The 20,853-nt window shown below is 71.5% G+C and carries 21 protein-coding genes; 14 read left to right on the top strand and 7 right to left on the bottom strand.

Annotation, left to right across the window (positions count from 1 at the left end; genetic code table 11):
* Nucleotides 1–42 precede the first annotated feature (42 nt).
* The 7 genes from ACIQFZ_RS06070 (at nucleotide 43) to ACIQFZ_RS06040 (ending at nucleotide 7,102) form a co-directional block, all read left to right on the top strand.
* Entirely contained in the window at nucleotides 43–639 is a 597-nt protein-coding gene (locus ACIQFZ_RS06070; protein ID WP_402690718.1) for an SUKH-4 family immunity protein, read from the top strand.
* 93 nt (nucleotides 640–732) lie between these two features.
* Complete coding sequence (locus ACIQFZ_RS06065) at nucleotides 733–2,199, top strand: MFS transporter (protein WP_365430080.1); 1,467 nt, start codon at nucleotides 733–735, stop codon at nucleotides 2,197–2,199.
* A gap of 41 nt (nucleotides 2,200–2,240) precedes the next feature.
* Nucleotides 2,241–2,441 (top strand): ribbon-helix-helix protein, CopG family, encoded by a 201-nt coding sequence (locus tag ACIQFZ_RS06060; RefSeq protein WP_365430082.1) that lies wholly within the window; start codon nucleotides 2,241–2,243, stop codon nucleotides 2,439–2,441.
* The gene (locus tag ACIQFZ_RS06055; protein ID WP_365430084.1) at nucleotides 2,438–2,827 is read left to right on the top strand and encodes a type II toxin-antitoxin system death-on-curing family toxin; all 390 of its coding nucleotides are present in this window, start codon (nucleotides 2,438–2,440) and stop codon (nucleotides 2,825–2,827) included. Before ACIQFZ_RS06060 ends, ACIQFZ_RS06055 begins: the two co-directional genes overlap by 4 nt.
* Before the next feature lie 118 nt (nucleotides 2,828–2,945).
* A complete protein-coding gene (locus tag ACIQFZ_RS06050) occupies nucleotides 2,946–4,745 on the top strand; it encodes a DEAD/DEAH box helicase (protein ID WP_402690717.1) in 1,800 nt (599 codons plus the stop codon).
* Nucleotides 4,746–5,067: 322 nt separating this feature from the next.
* The gene (locus ACIQFZ_RS06045) at nucleotides 5,068–5,709 is read left to right on the top strand and encodes a helix-turn-helix domain-containing protein (RefSeq protein WP_365430088.1); all 642 of its coding nucleotides are present in this window, start codon (nucleotides 5,068–5,070) and stop codon (nucleotides 5,707–5,709) included.
* A 601-nt stretch (nucleotides 5,710–6,310) separates the two neighbouring features.
* Entirely contained in the window at nucleotides 6,311–7,102 is a 792-nt protein-coding gene (locus tag ACIQFZ_RS06040; protein ID WP_402690716.1) for a S16 family serine protease, read from the top strand.
* 74 nt (nucleotides 7,103–7,176) lie between these two features.
* Here the strand turns inward: ACIQFZ_RS06040 and ACIQFZ_RS06035 are convergent, their stop codons facing one another.
* From ACIQFZ_RS06035 to ACIQFZ_RS06025, 3 genes are all read right to left on the bottom strand, one after another.
* Nucleotides 7,177–7,359 (bottom strand): hypothetical protein, encoded by a 183-nt coding sequence (locus ACIQFZ_RS06035; protein WP_383057898.1) that lies wholly within the window; start codon nucleotides 7,357–7,359, stop codon nucleotides 7,177–7,179.
* Nucleotides 7,360–7,370: 11 nt separating this feature from the next.
* Nucleotides 7,371–7,955 carry an ArsR/SmtB family transcription factor gene (locus ACIQFZ_RS06030; RefSeq protein WP_383057900.1) on the bottom strand — a complete coding sequence of 195 codons (585 nt, stop codon included), beginning with the start codon at nucleotides 7,953–7,955 and terminating at the stop codon, nucleotides 7,371–7,373.
* Between the two features lie 86 nt (nucleotides 7,956–8,041).
* Complete coding sequence (locus ACIQFZ_RS06025) at nucleotides 8,042–8,512, bottom strand: Lrp/AsnC family transcriptional regulator (RefSeq protein WP_402690715.1); 471 nt, start codon at nucleotides 8,510–8,512, stop codon at nucleotides 8,042–8,044.
* A 125-nt stretch (nucleotides 8,513–8,637) separates the two neighbouring features.
* On the opposite strand from ACIQFZ_RS06025, the gene hppD reads away from it, so the two are divergent.
* Together hppD and ACIQFZ_RS06015 are read left to right on the top strand one after the other, a co-directional pair.
* Nucleotides 8,638–9,786, top strand: a complete 1,149-nt coding sequence (gene hppD / locus ACIQFZ_RS06020; RefSeq protein ID WP_365773701.1) for a 4-hydroxyphenylpyruvate dioxygenase — start codon at nucleotides 8,638–8,640, stop codon at nucleotides 9,784–9,786.
* Between the two features lie 180 nt (nucleotides 9,787–9,966).
* Nucleotides 9,967–11,373 (top strand): FAD-binding oxidoreductase, encoded by a 1,407-nt coding sequence (locus ACIQFZ_RS06015; RefSeq protein ID WP_402690714.1) that lies wholly within the window; start codon nucleotides 9,967–9,969, stop codon nucleotides 11,371–11,373.
* Nucleotides 11,374–11,384: 11 nt separating this feature from the next.
* On the opposite strand, the gene ACIQFZ_RS06010 is transcribed toward ACIQFZ_RS06015, so the two are convergent.
* Nucleotides 11,385–11,801 carry an SsgA family sporulation/cell division regulator gene (locus tag ACIQFZ_RS06010; RefSeq protein ID WP_402690713.1) on the bottom strand — a complete coding sequence of 139 codons (417 nt, stop codon included), beginning with the start codon at nucleotides 11,799–11,801 and terminating at the stop codon, nucleotides 11,385–11,387.
* A gap of 241 nt (nucleotides 11,802–12,042) precedes the next feature.
* Between ACIQFZ_RS06010 and ACIQFZ_RS06005 the strand changes: the two genes are divergently transcribed.
* Complete coding sequence (locus ACIQFZ_RS06005; RefSeq protein ID WP_402690712.1) at nucleotides 12,043–13,578, top strand: RDD family protein; 1,536 nt, start codon at nucleotides 12,043–12,045, stop codon at nucleotides 13,576–13,578.
* A 138-nt stretch (nucleotides 13,579–13,716) separates the two neighbouring features.
* Nucleotides 13,717–14,562, top strand: a complete 846-nt coding sequence (locus tag ACIQFZ_RS06000; protein WP_383057906.1) for an RDD family protein — start codon at nucleotides 13,717–13,719, stop codon at nucleotides 14,560–14,562.
* A 44-nt stretch (nucleotides 14,563–14,606) separates the two neighbouring features.
* Here ACIQFZ_RS06000 and ACIQFZ_RS05995 read toward each other — a convergent pair whose 3' ends face one another.
* On the bottom strand, nucleotides 14,607–14,900 hold the full coding sequence (locus ACIQFZ_RS05995; RefSeq protein ID WP_365427230.1) for a hypothetical protein: 294 nt from the start codon (nucleotides 14,898–14,900) through the stop codon (nucleotides 14,607–14,609).
* A gap of 463 nt (nucleotides 14,901–15,363) precedes the next feature.
* Here ACIQFZ_RS05995 and ACIQFZ_RS05990 point away from each other — a divergent pair, with 463 nt between their 5' ends.
* A complete protein-coding gene (locus ACIQFZ_RS05990) occupies nucleotides 15,364–17,712 on the top strand; it encodes an immune inhibitor A domain-containing protein (protein ID WP_402690711.1) in 2,349 nt (782 codons plus the stop codon).
* Nucleotides 17,713–17,833: 121 nt separating this feature from the next.
* The gene (locus ACIQFZ_RS05985) at nucleotides 17,834–18,172 is read left to right on the top strand and encodes a hypothetical protein (RefSeq protein WP_365427236.1); all 339 of its coding nucleotides are present in this window, start codon (nucleotides 17,834–17,836) and stop codon (nucleotides 18,170–18,172) included.
* A 136-nt stretch (nucleotides 18,173–18,308) separates the two neighbouring features.
* On the opposite strand, the gene ACIQFZ_RS05980 is transcribed toward ACIQFZ_RS05985, so the two are convergent.
* Entirely contained in the window at nucleotides 18,309–18,896 is a 588-nt protein-coding gene (locus tag ACIQFZ_RS05980) for an isochorismatase family protein (RefSeq protein ID WP_402690710.1), read from the bottom strand.
* Between the two features lie 133 nt (nucleotides 18,897–19,029).
* On the bottom strand, nucleotides 19,030–20,376 hold the full coding sequence (locus ACIQFZ_RS05975) for a nicotinate phosphoribosyltransferase (RefSeq protein ID WP_402690709.1): 1,347 nt from the start codon (nucleotides 20,374–20,376) through the stop codon (nucleotides 19,030–19,032).
* Between the two features lie 156 nt (nucleotides 20,377–20,532).
* Here ACIQFZ_RS05975 and clpS point away from each other — a divergent pair, with 156 nt between their 5' ends.
* Nucleotides 20,533–20,850, top strand: coding sequence for an ATP-dependent Clp protease adapter ClpS (gene clpS, locus ACIQFZ_RS05970; protein ID WP_361415077.1), 318 nt, complete (start codon nucleotides 20,533–20,535; stop codon nucleotides 20,848–20,850).
* Nucleotides 20,851–20,853 lie beyond the last annotated feature (3 nt).

The following is a 20,853-nucleotide window of genomic DNA, read 5'->3' as shown; positions in this document are numbered from 1 at the left end:
GCCGTCCGTTCCGGAACCTGAACCGAACCGCACGGGGGAGCGATGAGCACGACCGACACCGTTGTCAGGGTGATCACCCTGCCCGAGACGGGCCTCGATCTGCGCCGCGGGTACGGCGAGTTCGCGTTCCGCCCGGCGGCGGCTCGCACCCGTCCGGCGGCCCGTGTCCGCCCGGCGGTGCCGGCCGTGAGGCCCGGCACGGCCTCCGGGCTGACCCTCGACCTGCGTGCCCGCCTGCTGCACCGTGAGTTCGGTCACGGCCGGATCGCGCGCTACGAGGAAGTCGACTTCCCCGCCACGCTCACCCACGAGCCCACCCGCCGCTTCCTGCGCGACACGGGCCTGCCCGAGGACGGCGTACTCCTCCAGTCCGACACCGACGTACCCTTGCCGACGCTCGCCGAGTTCTGCGCCGACGAGTGCCCCGACGACTTCTGGCCGGAAGAACTCCCCGCCCGCGCCCACCAGTTGATACGCCTCGGGCGCTTCGCCGGCGGCAGCAGCCTGCTGGTCGACGGCACCACCGGCGCGGTCCTCACCTGGACCGGCCCCGAAGCCGCCCCGGCCCCCCTCACCAAGGACGTCTCCACCCTCGCCTTCACCCTCTGGCTCCTGCGCCGCCGGGCCGCCCGCCGCTGAACCGCTCGGTCGTACGGCCTACGACCAAGGTCCCGGCCACGGGCCGACTCCCGACAGGGGCCAAAGCGGGCTGCGCACCTTACGCTGGCGACCATGAGCGCCCTGGAACCGCGCGACACCGAGGTCGCGGACATCTCTGACAGATCCGGTCCCCACGACGTGGCGACCGACACCGTGCTGAGCCGCAACCACCGGGCACTGAGCATCGGGATCGTCTCCGTCGTCCTGCTGATCGCCTTCGAGGCGACCGCCGTCGGTACGGCGATGCCCGTCGCGGCGCGGGAACTGGACGGGGTGTCGCTGTACGCGTTCGCGTTCTCGGGGTTCTTCACCACCAGCCTGTTCGGGATGGTGCTGTCCGGGCAGTGGTCGGACCGCCGGGGACCCCTGGCGCCGCTGACCGCGGGGATCGGCTCGTTCGTGGCCGGGCTGCTGCTGGCGGGAACGGCGAGCACGATGTGGGTGTTCATCGCGGGGCGGGCCGTGCAGGGACTCGGCGGCGGCCTGGTGATTGTCGCCCTGTACGTCGTTGTCGGCCGGGCCTACCCCGAGCGGCTGCGCCCGTCGATCATGGCGGCGTTCGCCGCGGCCTGGGTGGTCCCGTCGATCGTCGGCCCGCTCGCCTCGGGCGCCGTGACGGAACACCTGGGCTGGCGCTGGGTGTTCGTCGGCATCCCGGTGCTCGTGGTGTTCCCGCTGGCCATCGCCCTGCCGCAGATTCGGCGGCGGGCGGGCGGCCCGGTGGGGGAGGGCGCCGGGGAGGACGCTGAGCGGTCCTCCTTCGACCTGCGCCGCATCCGGCTTGCCCTAGGCATCTCCCTGGGCGCCGGGCTGCTGCAGTACGCGGCCCAGGACCTGCGCTGGCTGTCGCTGCTGCCCGCAGTGGCGGGGGCCGCACTGCTGGTCCCGGCCGTGCGAGGGCTGCTGCCGCGCGGCACGTACCGGGCGGCGCGCGGGCTGCCGTCCGTGGTGCTGCTGCGCGGGGTCGCGGCGGGCTCCTTCATCGCCGCCGAGTCCTTCGTGCCATTGATGCTCGTCACCCAGCGGGGGCTGTCCCCGACGCTCGCCGGGTTCTCCCTCGCGGCGGGCGGGGTCACCTGGGCGCTGGGCTCGTGGGTGCAGTCGCGGCCGCGGATGGCGCAGCACCGCGAGCGGCTGATGACCCTCGGGATGGTGCTGGTGGCCGCGGCCATCGCCGCCGCGCCCAGTGTGCTGATCGAGGCCGTCCCGGTCTGGACGCTCGCCGTGGCCTGGGCCTTCGGCTGCTTCGGCATGGGCCTGGTCATCGCCTCCACCAGCGTGCTGCTGCTGCGGCTGTCCGCCCCGGAGGAGGCCGGCACCAACTCCGCGGCCCTGCAGATCTCCGACGCCCTCTCCAACGTCGTCCTGCTCGCCGCGGGCGGCGCCGCCTTCGCCGCGCTCGGCGGCGGCACGGTGGCCCACACGACCGCGACGACCGCCGCCTCCCACCCGGCGGCGTTCGCGGTGGTGTTCCTGCCGATGGCGGCGGTGGCCCTGGCGGGGGTGTGGGTGACGCGGCGGCTGCGGGTTCACTCCTGAGTGGTACCACTTTGACCCCATCTCGTTGGTACTGTTCTGGTATGGCCATGAACCTGCGTCTCCGTGACGACCAGGCGGAAGCTCTGAAGCTGCGTGCCGAGGAGGAGGGCGTCAGCATGCACGCGATAGTGCTGAGGGCCGTGGACGACTACCTGGCCAGGACGGCGCACGAGGCGCTGGTCCGCAAGGCGGCCAAGGAGCAGACCGCCAAGTGGGCAGAGCTCCTGGAGCGGCTGAAGTGACGTGCATCTATCTGTCGGCCGAGGACGTCCTGGCCATCGCCGAACTTGCCGTGGACGATCAGAAATTCGTCGTGCGTGACGCGGGCCTGCTGGAGTCGGCGGTGCACCGGCCGTCAGCTTCGATGTTCGGGCAGGAGGCGTACGCCGACCTGTACGACAAGGCGGCGGCACTCCTGCAGTCGCTGGCCAGCAACCGTCCCTTCGTGGATGGGAACAAGCGCACGGCCTGGACGTCCTGCGTCATCTTCCTGGCGCTGAACAACGTGCAGCTGCGCCCGGACATCGACGCCGCCGAGCGCCTGGTCATCGACGTGGCGACGGGCACTGACGAAGAAGTCAAGGTGATCGGTGAGGCGCTGCGGGAGCTCGCGGAGCGAGAGATGTGACCTCAGTCCCATCCCCGGGTGACGCCGTGCCGTCGGCGCGTTGACACCGGCGGGCCGCCGGTAGGGTGGCCCGGTCGTCATACGTAGCCGAGCCCCCCAGCACAGCGAACCGGAGACCGTGACTACCACCGCCGCCAGCTCGTCCCACTCGCATCACCTCTCGCCCGCCTTCCCCGGTCGTGCCCCCTGGGGTACCGCCGGGAAGCTGCGTGCCTGGCAGCAGGCCGCGATGGAGAAGTACGTCCAGACCCAGCCCCGCGACTTCCTGGCGGTGGCCACCCCCGGCGCCGGAAAGACGACCTTCGCGCTGACCCTGGCCTCCTGGCTGCTGCACCACCACGTCGTCCAGCAGGTGACCGTGGTCGCGCCCACCGAGCACCTGAAGAAGCAGTGGGCGGAGGCCGCCGCACGGATAGGGATCAAGCTCGACCCGGAGTACAGCGCGGGGCCGCTCGGCAAGTCGTACCACGGCGTCGCCGTGACGTACGCCGGTGTCGGCGTGCGCCCCATGCTGCACCGCAACCGTGTCGAGCAGCGCAAGACCCTCGTCATCCTCGACGAGATCCACCACGCCGGCGACTCCAAGTCGTGGGGCGAGGCGTGCCTGGAGGCCTTCGAGCCCGCGACCCGCCGGCTCGCCCTCACCGGTACGCCGTTCCGCTCCGACACCAACCCCATCCCGTTCGTCACGTACGAGGAGGACGGGGCCGGCATCCGGCGTTCGGCCGCCGACTACACCTACGGCTACGGCTCCGCCCTCTCCGACGGCGTCGTCCGGCCCGTCATCTTCCTCTCCTACAGCGGCAACATGCGCTGGCGCACGAAGGCGGGCGACGAGATCGCGGCCAAGCTGGGCGAGCCGATGACCAAGGACGCCGTCAGCCAGGCCTGGCGCACCGCGCTCGACCCACGCGGCGAGTGGATGCCGGCTGTGCTGCGCGCCGCCGACCAGCGGCTGACCGAGGTCCGCAAGGCCATCCCGGACGCCGGCGCCCTGGTCATCGCCTCCGACCAGGAGTCCGCCCGCGCCTACGCCAAGCTGATCCGCGAGATCACGGGCAGCAGCGCGACACTCGTCCTCTCCGACGACACCGGCGCCTCGAACCGGATCGACGACTTCAGCAGCGGCGAGGACCGCTGGATGGTCGCCGTCCGCATGGTGTCCGAGGGCGTCGACGTGCCCCGGCTCGCGGTCGGGGTGTACGCCACCACCATCTCCACCCCGCTCTTCTTCGCCCAGGCCGTGGGCCGTTTCGTACGGTCCCGCAGGCGCGGCGAGACCGCCTCCGTGTTCCTGCCGACCGTCCCGGACCTGCTGACCTTCGCCAACGAGATGGAGGTCGAGCGCGACCACGCCCTCGACAAGCCGAAGAAGGACGGCGAGGAGGACCCGTACGCCGAGTCCGAGAAGGAGATGGACGAGGCGAACCGGGAGCAGGACGAGGACACCGGCGAGCAGGACATGCTGCCCTTCGAGGCGCTGGAGTCCGACGCCGTCTTCGACCGGGTCCTCTACGACGGCGCCGAGTTCGGCATGCAGGCCCACCCGGGCAGCGAGGAGGAGCAGGACTACCTCGGCATCCCGGGCCTGCTCGAACCCGAACAGGTGCAGATGCTGCTGCAGAAGCGGCAGGCCCGGCAGATCGCGCACAGCCGCAAGCGGCCCGACACCGAGGCCGATCTCCTCGAACTGCCCGCCGACCGGCGGCCGGTGATGTCCCACAAGGAGCTGATGGAGCTGCGCCGGCAGCTCAACACGATGGTCGGCGCGTACGTCCACCAGAGCGGCAAGCCGCACGGGGTCGTCCACACCGAGCTGCGCCGGGTGTGCGGCGGCCCGCCCAGCGCCGAGGCGACGCCGGGTCAGTTGCGCCAGCGCATCGCCAAGGTGCAGGAGTGGGCGACGCGGATGAAGTGACACGGGGGTGCCACCACGTGTTCCTGATGCGTGGTCCGACGGCACCGCCGGAGTACGTATCGGGATGAACATCGCACTCCGTGCCGGACGGTGACCGGATTCTGGACGGAGGCTTCCGCTCAGCGAACCGGCTTCGCTAATGTCCCGCTACGCCGACGCACCGTGGCAGGGCCGCCGCGGAGCGCAGCCGTGAAGCGACTTCAGTCCGGGGCGGCCCGGACCGTCGGCCGATCGGTGGCCTCTGCGGCACGTCACCGACGGGACCCGGTGATGTGCCCGACGCGAAGGGGGCCGCCGACCTCACCACTAAGGAGTGGGCGTCGTGACCGCGGAGACCTCCCAGACGCTCGACCGGGGACTGAGAGTCCTCAAACTGCTGGCCGAGACGGACCACGGGCTGACCGTCACCGAGCTGTCGCACAAACTGGGCGTCAACCGGACCGTGGTGTACCGGCTGCTCGCCACCCTGGAGCAGCACACGCTCATTCGCCGTGATCTGGGCGGCCGCGCCCGGGTCGGGCTGGGAGTGCTACGGCTGGGCCGCCAGGTGCATCCGCTGGTACGGGAGGCGGCGCTGCCCGCGCTGCGGTCACTGGCCGAGGACATCGGGGCGACCGCGCATCTGACGCTGGTGGACGGCTCGGAGGCACTGGCCGTCGCCGTGGTCGAACCGACGTGGACCGACTACCACGTGGCCTACCGGGCCGGTTTCCGGCACGCCCTGGAACGGGGCGCCGCGGGCAAGGCGATACTCGCGGCTCGCCGGCAGCCGGCCGTGGACCCCGGCTACACCCTGACCCACGGTGAACTGGAGGCCGGGGCCTGCGGGGCGGCGGCCCCGCTGCTCGGCATCACGGGCCTCGAGGGCAGCGTCGGGGTCGTCATGCTGGCGGACTCCGTACCGGAACGGGTAGGCCCACGCGTCGTACACGCGGCCCGCGAGGTAGCGGAAGCCCTCCGCTAGCCACTACCGCGGGACCTGCCCGGCCCCGCGCCGACGGCCTACGCCGTGCGGTGGCGGCGAGCGCGCCGCGTGCGGTGGCGCCGGCCCACCTCGTGCCGTCCCGGGAGGTCGCCCCGTCTGGTCCGGCCGCCCACCTCGGGCTGTGCCGGCGGGGGGCACCGCGTGCATTGGCGGCGGCGTACGTCGTGCCGTGGCGGCAGGCGCCCCGCGTGCTGTGGCGGTGGCCCGTCTCGTCCTGTCTCGGTGGACCACCTCGTGCTGTGCCAGCGGCCCACCTCGCGCCGTGGTGGCGACCTATGCCGTGCTGTGCCGCCGGGCGCACTTCGTGCGGTGGCGCCGGCCCACCTCGTGCCGTCCCGGGAGGTCGCCCCGTCTGGTCCGGCCGCCCACCTCGGGCTGTGCCGGCGGGCGTACTGGTTGGCGGCGGCCTACGTCGTGCTGTGGCGGCGGGCGCACTTCGTGCCGTGGGGGTGGCAGCGGGTGCACCTCGTGCCGTGCTGCCGTGCTCACCCCCGTCCCGGCCGGCGGCGGTGCGACCGTCCTCTGGGGCCGGGGACGGCTGTCTGGTGGCCGGATGTCGTTCGGGGGATAGATTGATCCCGTGCTCTCTCGTCTCACACGTTCCCAGGCCCTCGCCGTCTGCGTGGTGCCCGTCGCGGCTCTGATCGCCACGGCGGTGTTCGCGCCGCTGCCGTTCTCGGTGGCTCAGCCCGGGATGACGGCGAACGTGCTCGGGGAGAACAAGGGCACCCAGGTCATCACCATCTCCGGCGCGCCCACCCGCAGCACGAGCGGTCAGCTCCGTATGACGACCATCGAGGCCACCGGCCCGGACGCGAACGTCTCGCTGGGGGACGTGATCGACGGCTGGTTCGCCACCGACCGGGCGGTGATGCCGCGCGACGCGGTCTACCCGAGCGGCGACAGCGTCAAGGAGATCGAGCAGCACAACGCGGAGCAGATGCGGCAGTCCCAGGACGCGGCCACGCAGGCCGCCCTGAAGTACCTCGGCGTCAGCGACAAGAAGGTCAAGGTCACGCTGAAGCTCGCCGACGTCGGCGGCCCCAGCGCGGGCCTGCTGTTCTCCCTCGGCATCGTCGACAAGCTCCACGGCAACGGAAACGGCGGCGACCTCACGGGCGGCCGCACCATCGCCGGTACGGGCACCATCGACGTCGACGGCACGGTCGGCGCGGTCGGCGGCGTGGCCCTCAAGACCCAGGCCGCCCGCCGGGACGGCGCCACCGTCTTCCTGGTCCCCGAGGCCGAGTGCGCCGACGCCAAGTCCGAACTCCCCAAGGGTCTGCGGCTGGTCCCGGTGACCACCCTCAAGAGCGCGGTCAACGCCCTGCTGGTCCTGGACAAGGGCCTGGACACGGTCCCGAGCTGCTAGGCCCTGTCGTCAAATTCCCGCCTGCCCCGCGACGCCTGGCACGACAGGACCTAGGCCCGGTCCTCCACCCCGTCCTACAGGGCGGGAGCCGTCCTCGGCGCGGCCAGACGCAGGCCGAGGTCCACGAGGGTCCAGCCCAGCCGGGTGCGCAGGGCGCCGGGCCCGTCGGTCCGGGCGGCCAGCCGGTACGCGTCGGCCTCGGCCCGGAACTCGGCGGCGCGGGTGCGGTGCAGTACGAGATGGGTCTCGGCGTGCATGGGGCGGCCTCTCAGTCCGTGTGGGTGGGGAAGACGTGCGTGTGGACGCGCACCTGCTCGGTGTCCGCGGTGCCGTCCTCGGGGGCCAGGGCCCGGTAGCTTTCCACGAGTTCGTGCATCTTCTCGATGAGGTCGAGGGCGAGCGCCGGCGTGAGACTCAGCGTCCAGTCGCTCATGTCCGAGGCGCGGCGCCAGGCCTCGGACCAGTCGTGCCTGGTGCCGAGCCAGGTCGCCAGCTCCTGGGTGCGCTGGTTCGCGATCTCGTGCAGGTACAGGTCCGCGGCACCGCGCACCTCGGGATCGGGGTCCTTCAGCAGCGTCTCGTCGAAGCTCACTCCTCCGTGGGCCGCGCGCCACCAGCGCTCCCGCCCCTTGCCGTGCTCGGGCGCGTCCTCGACGAACCCGTGCGCGGCGAGCTGGCGCAGGTGGTAACTGGTGGCTCCACTGGACTCACCGAGTTTCGCGGCCAGTTGGGAGGCCGTGGCCGGCCCGCCGTGTCGCAGCGTGGTCAGCAGGCGCATACGCAGCGGATGGGCGAGGCCGCGCAGCGAGCGGGCGTCGAGAGGACGGACCGGCCATTCCCTGGGCTCGTTCATGCGTACAAAGATAGCGTTGCAAAGAGACCTTTGCAAGGGGTTCTTTGTAACTCGGCCCCAGGTCGCTCGCCCGGCCGTCGCCCCGGTCACTCCTCCGCCGCCGCCTGCTCCACCAGCGGGATGATCCGCAGCGGCACCGGGTTCTCCATGACGATCGCCGTCGACGCCCGGTCGATGCCCTCGAACCCCACCACGCGGTCGATCACGCGCTGGAGATCGGCGTTGGAGCGGGCGACCAGGCGGCACAGCATGTCGCCGGTGCCGGTCGTGGTGTGCAGTTCCAGCACCTCCGGCACCGTCGCCAGATGGGCCCGTACGTCCGGGCCCTGCCCCTGCCGGATCTGGAGCGTCGCGAACGCCGTGACCGGATAGCCGAGCGCCGCCGGGTCCACCTCCGGGCCGAAGCCGCGGATCACCCCGCGCGCCTGAAGGCGGTCCAGGCGCGCCTGGACCGTCCCCCGCGCCACCCCCAGCCGCCGTGACATCTCCAGCACGCCGATGCGCGGCTCGCGCGCCAGCAGCACGATGATGCGGCCGTCCAGATGATCGATCGCCACGCGTCCCGCCTCCCCAATGGTCATCCTGTACAGAAAGTCCGAAGGCTCGCCGCCTTCACCGAGCACATTGCCCAGTGAATGTGCGAACTATTGCGCACCTTGCGAGATCGGGTGACGCTTCCGCTATGACGCAGACCACACACCTCACTCCCGACGCGACCGCCCGGCAGGCCGACCCCTTCCCGGTCAAGGGAATGGACGCGGTCGTCTTCGCCGTGGGCAACGCCAAGCAGGCGGCGCACTACTACTCCACCGCCTTCGGCATGAAGCTGGTCGCCTACTCCGGACCGGAGAACGGCAGCCGCGAGACCGCGAGCTACGTCCTGGAGAGCGGCTCCGCCCGGTTCGTGTTCACCTCGGTGGTCAAGCCCGCCACCGACTGGGGCACCTTCCTCGCCCGGCACGTGGCCGAGCACGGCGACGGCGTCATCGACCTCGCCATCGAGGTGCCGGACGCGCGCGCCGCGTACACGTACGCCATCGAGCACGGTGCCCGCTCGGTGACCGAGCCGTACGAGCTGAAGGACGAGCACGGCACCGTCGTCCTCGCCGCGATCGCCACCTACGGCCAGACCCGCCACACCCTGGTCGAGCGGACCGGCTACGAGGGCCCGTACCTGCCCGGCTACGGGGCCGCGAAGCCCATCGTCGAGCCGCCCGCCCAGCGCGTCTTCCAGGCCGTCGACCACTGCGTCGGCAACGTCGAACTCGGCCGCATGAACGAGTGGGTGGAGTTCTACAACAAGGTCATGGGCTTCACGAACATGAAGGAGTTCGTGGGCGACGACATCGCCACCGAGTACAGCGCGCTGATGTCGAAGGTCGTGGCCGACGGCACGCTCAAGGTCAAGTTCCCGATCAACGAGCCCGCCGTCGCCAAGAAGAAGTCCCAGATCGACGAGTACCTGGAGTTCTACGGCGGCGCCGGCGTCCAGCACATCGCGCTCAACACCAACGACATCGTGCAGACCGTACGCACGATGCGCGCCGCCGGTGTCGAGTTCCTGGACACCCCCGACTCCTACTACGACACCCTCGGCGAGTGGGTCGGCGACACCCGCGTGCCCGTGGAGACCCTGCGCGAGCTGAAGATCCTCGCCGACCGCGACGAGGACGGCTACCTGCTGCAGATCTTCACCAAGCCGGTCCAGGACCGCCCGACCGTCTTCTTCGAACTCATCGAACGGCACGGCTCGATGGGCTTCGGCAAGGGCAACTTCAAGGCCCTGTTCGAGGCGATCGAGCGCGAGCAGGAGCGCCGCGGGAACCTCTGAACCCGCCTGCCGCCCACGGGCCCCGCGCCCACGGGCACCCCGCCCGCCGCGACACCCGCGCGGCGGGCGGGCCGCCGTCGCACCGCTCACCGGACCGGGGCGTCAGGGCGGCGACCGTCACCCGGCAGGTGGAGGGGCGGGTCCGGCGGGGTTCACACCGTTGGCCCCGGGTGCGAGGCTGTGATCGTGAGCCGCATTGAAGCCGCACCCGACGAAGCCCAGGGCAACCTCACCGATCGGCTGCTCGCGGGCCTGCCGGCCGAGGCTGTCCTCATCGATCCCGATGTCACGGCCTCCTACGCCAACGACATGGCCAGTTTCTGCCCGTCCGGCGCCCCGGCCGTCGTCGTCCTGCCGCGCACGGTGGAACAGGTCCAGCACGTCATGCGCATCGCCACCGAACTACGTGTCCCGGTCGTGCCGCAGGGCGCCCGCACCGGCCTGTCCGGAGCGGCCAACGCATCCGACGGCTGCATCGTGCTGTCCCTGACCAAAATGGACCGCATCCTGGAGATCAGCCCGGTCGACCGGGTCGCGGTCGTCGAGCCGGGCGTCGTCAACGCCGCGCTCTCCCGCGCGGTCAACGAGCACGGCCTGTACTACCCGCCGGACCCCTCCAGTTGGGAGATGTGCACCATCGGCGGCAACATCGGCACCGCCTCCGGCGGTCTGTGCTGCGTGAAGTACGGGGTCACCGCCGAGTACGTGCTCGGCCTGGACGTCGTGCTGGCCGACGGGCGGCTGATGTCCACCGGCCGCCGCACCGCCAAGGGCGTCGCCGGATACGACCTGACGCGCCTGTTCGTCGGCTCCGAGGGCTCGCTCGGCATCGTCGTGCGGGCCGTTCTGGCGCTCAGGCCGCAGCCGCCGCAACAGCTCGTGCTGGCCGCCGAGTTCGATTCCGCGGCCTCCGCCTGCGACGCCGTGTGCCGGATCATGGCGGGCGGACATGTGCCCTCCCTGCTCGAACTCATGGACCGTACGACGGTGAAGGCCGTCAACGACCTTGCCCGCATGGGCCTGCCGGAGACCACCGAGGCGCTGCTGCTGGCCGCGTTCGACACGCCGGACCCGGCCGCCGACCTCGCCGCGGTCGGCGCGCTGTGCGAGGCGGCCGGCGCCACTCAGGTGGTCCCCGCCGACGACGCCGCCGAGTCCGAGATGCTGTTGCAGGCGCGGCGGCTGTCGCTCACCGCGCTGGAGGCGGTCAAGGGCACGACGATGATCGACGACGTGTGCGTGCCCCGCTCCCGGCTCGGCGAGATGCTCGAGGGTATCGAACGCATCGCCGAGAAGTACCAGCTCACCATCGGGGTCTGCGCGCACGCGGGCGACGGCAACACTCATCCGACCGTCTGCTTCGACGCGCAGGACCCCGACGAGTCGCGGCGCGCCCGCGAGTCCTTCGACGAGATCATGGCCCTCGGCCTCGAACTCGGCGGCACCATCACCGGCGAGCACGGCGTGGGCGTGCTGAAGAAGGAGTGGCTGGCGCGCGAGATCGGCCCGGTGGGGGTCGAGATGCAGCGGGCGATCAAACAGGCCTTCGACCCGCTGGGCATCCTCAACCCCGGCAAGCTGTTCTGACGCCCCCGCGCTCACTGGGCGAGCAGCCCGGCCAGCTCGTCGTCGATGCCGAGCTGCTCGTTCTCGCTGCCCGGCGGCACCAGGCGCAGCGTGCGCTCCAGCCAGGCCGACACCTGCGCGGCGGACGCCTCCAGCAGGGCCTCGCCGGCGGGCGCGCTCAGCGCCAGCAGGACCACGCTGCGGCCGAACGCCTTCGACGGCCACACCCGCACGTCCCCTTCCCCGCACGGCCGGAACACCCCCTCCACGAGCAGTTCCCGGGCGAACGTCCAGTGCACGGGGTGCTCGGAGTCGACGTGGAAGACGATGTGCACGGCGTACGGGTCGTCGGTGCGGTAGACGAGCCGTGCCGGGACGGGGATGCCGCACTCGGGCGACAGGATCAGTCTCAGCTCCAGTTCGCGCTCCACCACCACAATGTGCCGCATGGTTCTCTCCTCTCTCCCACGGGCCCCTCGGTGGGCCCGTGGGAAGGGAGAGGGCGGTGGACGCCGGGCATTACGCGGGTTGTCCGAACTTTTTCGATCCGGATCTCGCGCGATCGTGAAGTATGTGTACGAGGTTGCCCGGAAAGGAGTGGGTCCGGCCGGACCGGCGGTGTCGGCTGCCCCGGTCTGATAGATGTGGAGGCCCTCAAGACGACCTCCGAGCAGATACGGGACGACGGACATGAGCGCCCCAACCCCGGCACCCGGTGACGGCAGGCCCCGCGAAGGCTATTACCCGGACCCGTCCATCCCTGGCTACGTCCGGTACTGGAACGGCGCCGCCTGGGTGCCGGGCACCAGCCGCCCGGCACCGACCGACGGCGAGCCGCTCGGACCGCCGCCCGGCGTGCACATCGCGGCGGTCCCGGCGGTGGAGGAGACGGGACCGCACTTCTTCGACGAGGACCCCGTCGCCGACCCGAATCCCGCCGCGGCACCGCAGGGCGGCCGGCCCGAACCGGCGTCGGCGTGGGGCGCCGACCGCAACCGGCAGTCCGGCTTCGGCGGCGAGCAGGACCGCCGCGTCTCCTGGGGCGGCCCGGCCCCGGTCGACCCGAGGGTGGCCCACACGGCGGACCCCGCGCCGGCCGACGCGGATCAGGCCCGGGACGGGGGCCGCTCCGACGGCACGTTCGTCTTCCGCCGCCCCACGACGGGCGGTGCTGCCGGAACCCCGGGCGACGCCGTCCCCGGCGTTCCGGGACCGGGCACGCCCGTCGACGAGGGCACGATGACCTTCCGCGCGGTGCCTCCCAGGACTCCGGGGTCCGGCGTGCCGGGCCTTCCCGGCCAGGGCTCGTCCGCCTCCGAGGCCGCGCCCGGCTCCGGCGGGCCGGGCCTGTCCGGTGGCGCCGGCTCCCCGGGCGGCGCCGGGGCGACCGGGGCCCCCGCTGCCGGCGGTCCCGGTTTCGGGGCCGGAAAGGCCGCCGCCGCGCGGGCGGCAGCCGCGCAGGCGCCGGGCCAGGCCGGATCCCGGGCCGGTGGTGCCTCCGCACAGGCTTCCGCCCCGGCCGCGCCTCCGATGTCCTCCCCGTCGGCCCCGCCCCCGCAGCCGGGTGGACCGCAGGGCCACGGCGCGCCCGCCGCGACGCCGCTGACCAATGGTGCCGGCGGTGGGCAGTCCTCCTGGGCGCAGCAGGTGCACCGGCTCGCCGGGTCGGGTGAGCAGCAGCCCGTAGCGCCCTGGAAGCCGCCGGTCGAGGACCCGTTCCAGGCGGTGGCGCGGCGGCAGGCGGCGGCCCGGCCCGCCGGCCTCGGCAAGCGGCTGGCAGCCCGGCTCGTCGACTCGGTCGTCCTCGGGGGCGTCACCGCCGTGGCCGCCATCCCGCTCGGCACCAAGGCGATCGACCACGTCAACGGCAAGATCGAAGAGGCCCGGCTCTCCGGTCGCACGGTGACGGTCTGGCTCCTGGACGGCACTACGGGGACGTACCTCGGCATCGTCCTCGCCGTCCTGCTGCTCTTCGGCGTGGTCTACGAGGTGCTGCCCACCGCCAAGTGGGGGCGCACCCTGGGCAAGAAGCTGTGCGGCCTGGAAGTGCGGGACATCGAGGGCCACGAGCCCCCGTCGTTCGGCCCGGCCCTGCGCCGCTGGCTCGTCTGGGGTGTCCCGGGGCTCCTCGGCATCGGTCTGGTGGGCATGGCGTGGTGCCTGTTCGACCGGCCGTGGCGCCAGTGCTGGCACGACAAGGCGGCACACACGTTCGTGGCGGGCTGACGAGACCGGCGGGGGGCTCCGCACCCGCGCCGGCCTCATCCACGTCGGCCCGGTCCGTGCCGGTCGCATCCGTGCCGGTCTCATCCGTACGGCCGCGCACCGGGTGCGAGGCGGGCGGGCTCGCGATCCACTCGGCGCATGAGCACCGAACCGCCCCCCGGCTCCGGACCGCGGCCCCCTTCCCGCGGGGGACGGCGACCACCCCACGGCGAGGGTCCGTGGGGCGAGAACGCGCGGGGCGACGACCGGCAGGGCAGCGGCGGGCAGGGCAACGGCGCGTGGGGCGGCGGCCAGGAAGGTGGACGGTCCGGCGGCTCTCCGTACTCCGACGACCCGTCAGCAGGCGTGCCCCCGCCCCCCGGCGAGCAGCCTCCGCCGCCCGGAGAACAACCACCCCCCGGCGGCGGGCCCCCGGGCGGCGGGCCGTACGGCGGCGGGGGGCCTTACGGCCCGCAGGGCGGCGGTTACGGCGGTGGCGGCCCCTACGGTGGAGGCGGGCAGGGCGGCGGTCCCTACGGCGGTGACCCGCTCGCCGGCATGCCCCCGCTCGCCGACAGCGGCAAACGCACCCTCGCCCGGATCATCGACCTGGTCCTGGTCGGCATCGTCGTCACGCTGGTCACCTGGGGCCTGCGGGTCAACGAGTACGCGGTCAACGCCGAGAACGTACAGGTCGGCAAGTCCGTGGCGCAGTCGGTGGTCGGCGTGGTGCTCTACATGGCCTACGACACCTTCATGATCTCCAAATACGGGCAGACCCTGGGCAAGAAGTGGCTGGGCATGCGGGTGGCCAACCTCGACGACGGCTCCACCCCTTCCGTCCCGACCGCGTTGGCACGCGCGGCGGTGCTCTGGGTGCCCTGCTGGTTCTGCTGCGCCTGCCTGTGGCTGGCGATCAGCGGCGGCTGGAGCTTCTTCGACCGCCCCTACAAGCAGGGCCTGCACGACAAGGCGGCCAAGACGGTGGTGGTCAGCACCGGTTGACCCCGGCGCGGGGCGGCGAGGAGGCCGGCGAAAGCCGGAGGAGGTCAGGAGGCCGTCGGCCCCCGTACGGGCTCGACTCCGGCCGTGACGGGCTCCCGGTGTGCCCGCGCCCGCACCCGCGTCTGGACCCGTGCCTGCCGGGCGCCGGCCGGCTCGGCCGTGCGCGCCTTCGGCATCGGGACCGTCATGGCGACCAGGAGCCCCAGCGCAAGGGCCGCGAGGGCGATGACCACGATTCCCAGGCCCGAAGTCGTCCTGGACAGCAGCAGCATGGCGAGCGTCGAGAAGATCACGGTGCAGGAACCGTAGGCGAGCTGTGCGGCGGTGGGACGAGGCATGGCAATCGGTCCTCGGAAATGGGGGTCTCCCCCCGTGCCTCTCGCTGCGGGGGAGGGTGCGGACAGGGATCTGTAGGTGTGACACGGGTGTCGGCCTGGCATTGCACCGGTTTCCCGGTGGTCCGCCAATCGACTCTATTCGCCTGTTTGCCCGAGCGGAACCGCTGGTAAGCACGACCTAACCCGTGGTGCCGGTGCACGGGGGGCGCACGGAGTCATGCGGTCCACGGAGTGGACGGGCGCACGCGCCCGTCGGGGCCGTTCGACCCTGGCACGCCCGTGTTCGTAAACCGAACACCCGCTCCACATAATGCACTTGACGGGTTCAAGTCAAGGTCTGTTTTTTCTTGCGAACGTCTAGTCGAATGACGTCACTTGACTACACGCGTTCATCGTGCGCGGACCTTTCCATGGCCCATGACCCCCCTTCCGCGCGCACGGACGCGGCAGGGGAGGACCACAAGTGACCAGTAGACGCTGGACGTTCAGAACGACCGCGATCGGTGTCGCGCTCGCGGCGGCCACCGCCACGTTCTCGACGTTCGCCGTGGCGGAGGCCGCTACGACGGCCGACTCCGCTTCCGTGACCCGGCACGACCCGCAGCCGGTGGAGCAGCACTCGCACGACCTGGACGGCCCGCTGAGCAAGACCCAGAAGGCCCAGCGCCAGGAGGCCCTGAGCCAGGTCATCGCCGGCAAGACCAAGGTCCAGGACCGCCAGGGCTCGAAGGTCGTGGAGCTCAAGGGCAAGAAGGGCGACACCAAGTACGTCGAGCTGGGCCGGGAGAAGACCGACAAGATCTTCACCATCCTGGTCGAGTTCGGCGACAAGGCGGACCCGAAGTACGGCGGCACCCCCGGACCGCTGCACAACGAGATCGCCGCGCCGGACCGCAAGAAGGACAACTCCACGGCCTGGCAGAAGGACTACAACCAGCAGCACTTCCAGGACCTGTACTTCGGCACCGGCAAGAACACCGAGTCGGTGAAGAAGTACTACGAGACCCAGTCCTCGGGCCGCTACTCGGTCGACGGCGAGGTCTCCGACTGGGTCAAGGTGCCCTGGAACGAGGCCCGTTACGGCAACAACGCGTGCGGCTCCACCAACTGCCCGAGCGTGTGGAACATCGTCAGCGACGGTGTGAACGCCTGGGTCGCCCAGCAGAAGGCGGCCGGCCGGACCGACGCCCAGATCAAGGCGGACCTGGCCCAGTACGACCAGTGGGACCGCTACGACTACAACGGCAACGGCAACTTCAACGAGCCCGACGGCTACATCGACCACTTCCAGATCGTGCACGCCGGTGAGGACGAGTCCGCCGGCGGCGGCGCCCAGGGCACCGACGCGATCTGGGCGCACCGCTGGTACGCCTTCGGTACCGACGCCGGCGCCACCGGCCCCGAGTACAACAAGCTCGGCGGCGCGCAGATCGGCGACACCGGCATCTGGGTCGGCGACTACACCATCCAGCCGGAGAACGGCGGCCTCGGCGTCTACGCCCACGAGTACGGCCACGACCTCGGCCTGCCGGACGAGTACGACACCGCCGGCGGCGAGAACTCCACCGGCTTCTGGACGCTGATGTCCTCCGGTTCCTGGCTCGGCCGCGGCAAGGAAGCCATCGGCGACCTGCCCGGCGACATGAACGCCTGGGACAAGCTCCAGCTCGGCTGGCTCAACTACGACACCGCCAAGGCCGGTGTGAGCTCCGCGCACAAGCTGGGCCTGTCCGAGTACAACACCAAGCACCGGCAGGCCGTGGTGGTCTCCCTGCCCGACAAGGCGGTCACCACGACGATCGTCGCCCCGGCCCAGGGTGCCATGCAGTGGTGGAGCGGCAGCGCCAACAACCTGAAGAACACCCTGACCCGGTCCGTGGACCTCACCGGCAAGAAGTCGGCCGCCCTCACCCTTGACGGCTGGTACGACATCGAGGCCAACTACGACTTCCTCTACACCGAGGTCTCCACCGACGGCGGCGCCAACTACACCGCCCTGGACGGCACGGCGAACGGTCAGCCGATCCCGCGCGACGGCAGCGGCAACCCGGCCCTGCACGGCTCGGTCGACGGCTGGAAGAAGCTGTCGTACTCCCTGGACGCCTACGCGGGCCAGAAGATCCAGCTCCGCTTCCGCTACCAGACCGACGGCGGAGTGGCGTTGAAGGGCTTCACGGCCGACCAGATCACGCTGACCGCGGACGGCTCGACGGTCTTCGCGGACGACGCCGAGAGCGCGGACCCGGCGTGGACGGCGAACGGCTTCTCCCGCATCGGCGCGTCCTTCACCAAGGACTACAAGCAGTACTACATCGCCGAGAACCGCCAGTACGTGTCGTACGACACCACGCTGGAGACCGGCCCGTACAACTTCGGCTTCGCCGACCGTCCGGACTGGGTCGAGCACTTCCCGTACCAGAACGGCCTGTTGATCTGGAAGTGGGACACCTCCGAGGCCGACAACAACACCAGCAGGCACCCGGGCACCGGCCGGATCCTCCCGGTCGACTCGCACCCGGACGCGCTGCGGTGGTCCGACGGCACGCTGATGCGCAACCGCATCCAGACCTACGACTCGACGTTCAGCCTGTACGGCACGGACGGCATCACGCTGCACAAGGCGGGCGTCGCGACCAAGGTCAAGTCGTCGAAGGGGGTGTCGGTCTTCAACGACCGCGCCAACACCTACTACGACCCGGCGAACCCGGCCGGCGGTGTCAAGATCACTGACACCAACACCAAGATCAAGATCACCAAGGAGGCCAAGGACGGCTCCACGATGGAGATCGAGATCGGCAGCGCGCTGAAGTAATCAGCGTTTGCGCAGTTCAAGCGCACATCGGCGGCAACCCTCTGGCGGGTTGTCGCCGATCGTGTTTAGGTGCGTCCTGTGACCTGCTTATTGACACCGACCGGAACGGGGGAGTGACCGCATGGCCGCAGGAGGTTTCTGCAAGCTGCCGAACGGCACCGTGGTGGTGGCGCTGAACCTGCCCAGCCCCACCCTCGACGGCACCGGCGGCGTGCGCGTCCTCGTCCACGCGCACAACCGCGCCCGGGCCCTGACCCGGCTGCGCAACCTGGGCCTGCGCGCGGTCTACCTGCGGGGCAACGCGGCCCCGCCGACCCCGGACGAGGTCACCGCGGTCCTGCACCACCCCGACGGCCTGATATGGCGCACGTCACCGGGTGACACCGTGGGCGCCCCGGAGCTGTGGCACCCGATCAGAGCCCTGCTGCGCAGACCGGCCGCACACCGGCAGGCGTCGTGACAGCCACCGGCAGGCGTCCCGACAGTCCTTCCCGGACAGGGTCCGGACGGGACCTGGAGAGCCGCGGTCGGACGCGGACCGGCTCGGACCGGTCCCGGACCGGCTCCCACAGGCCCGGGACGCGACCTGGGGCCGGCTAGGCGACGACCGGCTTGCCCAGGAGTTCCACGCCTGCCTGCCGCAGCTCCTCCAGTGCCCGTTCGGTGGTCACCTGTGCCACCCCGGCGGTGAGGTCCAGCAGCACCTGGGTGCGGAAGCCCTCCCGCACGGCGTCCAGGGCGGTGGCGCGCACGCAGTGGTCCGTGGCGATCCCGACCACGTCCACCTCGTCGATGTGCCGGGCCCTGAGCCAGTCGGCCAGCGCCTCGCCGTTCTCGTCGGTGCCCTCGAAGCCGCTGTAGGCCGCCGAGTAGGCGCCCTTGTCGAAGACCGCGTCGACGGCTCCGGAGGCGACGACGGGGGCGAAGTTCGGGTGGAAGCCCACGCCCTCCGTGCCCGCGACGCAGTGCGCGGGCCAGGAACGGACGAAGTCGGGGTTGTCGGCGAAATGGCCGCCGGGCGCGATGTGGTGGTCCCGGGTCGCCACCACGTGCCGGTAGCCCGCGGGAGCCTGCCCGATGAGCTCGGTGATCGCGGCGGCGACGTCGGCGCCCCCGGCCACGGCGAGGCTGCCCCCCTCGCAGAAGTCGTTCTGAACATCGACGACGATCAAGGCGCGGCGCATGGTCGGTGTCCTTCGGTTGTCGGATCGGCGGGCGGAGGGGGCGCGGTTCAGGTCGTGAGGCCACGGTCCCGGCGGCTCCGCCACTCGGACGGGAGGGGACTTTCGGGGGCGTACCGAAGCGGGGGCACGCGCTTTAGCTACCCGAGCCTGTGCGGACGTACTCCGTCGGAAGGACGGGTTCCCCTCGGGAGAGCTGGGTCGCCGACAGCGGCAGGTTGGCGCGGGCGGCCGCGTGCCGGTCCCGGGCGGCGTCCAGCGGCTCGCGGGCGACCACCTCGCCGCCCTTGACCAGCTCCACCAGGAGCTGCCGTCCGGCCAGCCGGTCCGGCACCGGACCGGTGCCCACGACCTCCGCCTCCGCGACCCCCTGCGCGTCCAGCCGGCGCGCCGCCCACTTGCGGCCGCCGATGGAGGTCTTGCCGCCGGTGGACTTCTTCGCCACCGGCACCAGCGGCGCCCCGGCGTCGCCGGTCTCGGCGCGCGCGACCAGCTTGTAGACCATGGACGCCGTCGGGTGGCCGGAGCCGGTGACCAGCTGGGTGCCGACGCCGTAGGCGTCCACGGGCGCCGCCGCCAGCGAGGCGATGGCGTACTCGTCCAGGTCCGAGGTGACGATGATCTTCGTGTCCCGGGCGCCCAGCTCGTCGAGCTGCTGGCGCACCCGGTGCGCGACCAGCAGCAGGTCGCCGGAGTCGATGCGCACCGAGCCCAGCTCGGGCCCGGCGATCTCGACGGCCGTACGGACCGCCTCGGTCACGTCGTAGGTGTCCACCAGCAGCGTGGTGTCCCGGCCGAGCGAGTCCACCTGCGCCTGGAAGGCATCCCGCTCGCTGTCGTGCAGCAGGGTGAAGGCGTGGGCGGAGGTGCCCACCGTCGGGATGTTGTAGCGGAAGCCGGCGGCCAGGTCGGAGGTGGAGGTGAAGCCGCCGAGGTAGGCGGCCCGGGAGGCGGCGACCGCGGCCAGCTCGTGGGTGCGGCGGGCGCCCATCTCGATCAGCGGGCGGCCGCCGGCGGCCGAGGCCATCCGGGAGGCGGCGGCCGCGATCGCCGAGTCGTGGTTGAGGATCGAGAGGATCACGGTCTCCAGCAGTACGCACTCGCCGAACGACCCCTCCACCCGCATGATCGGCGAGCCCGGGAAGTACACCTCGCCCTCGGGGTAGCCCCAGACGTCCCCGCCGAACCGGTAGTCGGCGAGCCATTCCAGGGTCGGCTCGTCCACCACCCGGCGCTCGCGCAGGAAGCCGAGGACGTCCGCGTCGAAGCGGAAGTTCTCCACCGCGTCCAGCACTCGCCCGGTGCCGCCCACGACCCCGTAGCGGCGCCCGTCGGGCAGTCGCCGGGTGAAGACCTCGAAGACGCTGCGCCGCCCGGCTGTCCCGGCCTTCAGAGCGGCCTGGAGCATCGTCAGCTCGTAGTGATCGGTGAACAGAGCCGTCGAGGGAACGTCCACCGGCAGCCCAAGGTCCGCAACGCCCACCGAAGCTCTCCTAGACATGTCGTGCGGGTGCCCCCGGCGCCGGCCGGGGGTCCGGGGACCGTCCCCGGATGATGCCTGGCGAAGAATCGTACTCCCATTTCGTCAGACTGACGATTTGGCCCTCCGTTTATGCGAGTACCCCCTCGGGGTGGCAGCATGGGCCGTGTGACGGCAGCCGCACCCATCGAGATCGAGAAGACCGAGTCGGCGGAGGAGGTCTTTGCCGTACCCGAACCCGACATGCCCTGGGTGACGATCGTCCACAACGACCCCGTCAATCTCATGAGCTATGTGACCTACGTCTTCCAGACGTACTTCGGCTACTCCAAGGACAAGGCCACCAAGCTCATGCTCGACGTCCACCACAAAGGCCGGGCGATCGTCTCCAGCGGGACCCGTGAGGAGATGGAACGGGACGTTCAGGCCATGCACGGCTATGGTCTGTGGGCCACCCTCCAGCAGGACCGGAAGTAGCGA

Origin of the sequence: Streptomyces sp. NPDC093064, assembly GCF_044754605.1 — a bacterium.
In the GTDB taxonomy this organism is placed as follows: domain Bacteria; phylum Actinomycetota; class Actinomycetes; order Streptomycetales; family Streptomycetaceae; genus Streptomyces.
Note: the sequence above shows the minus strand (reverse complement) of the source record. Positions and strands in the feature narration are given on the sequence as shown.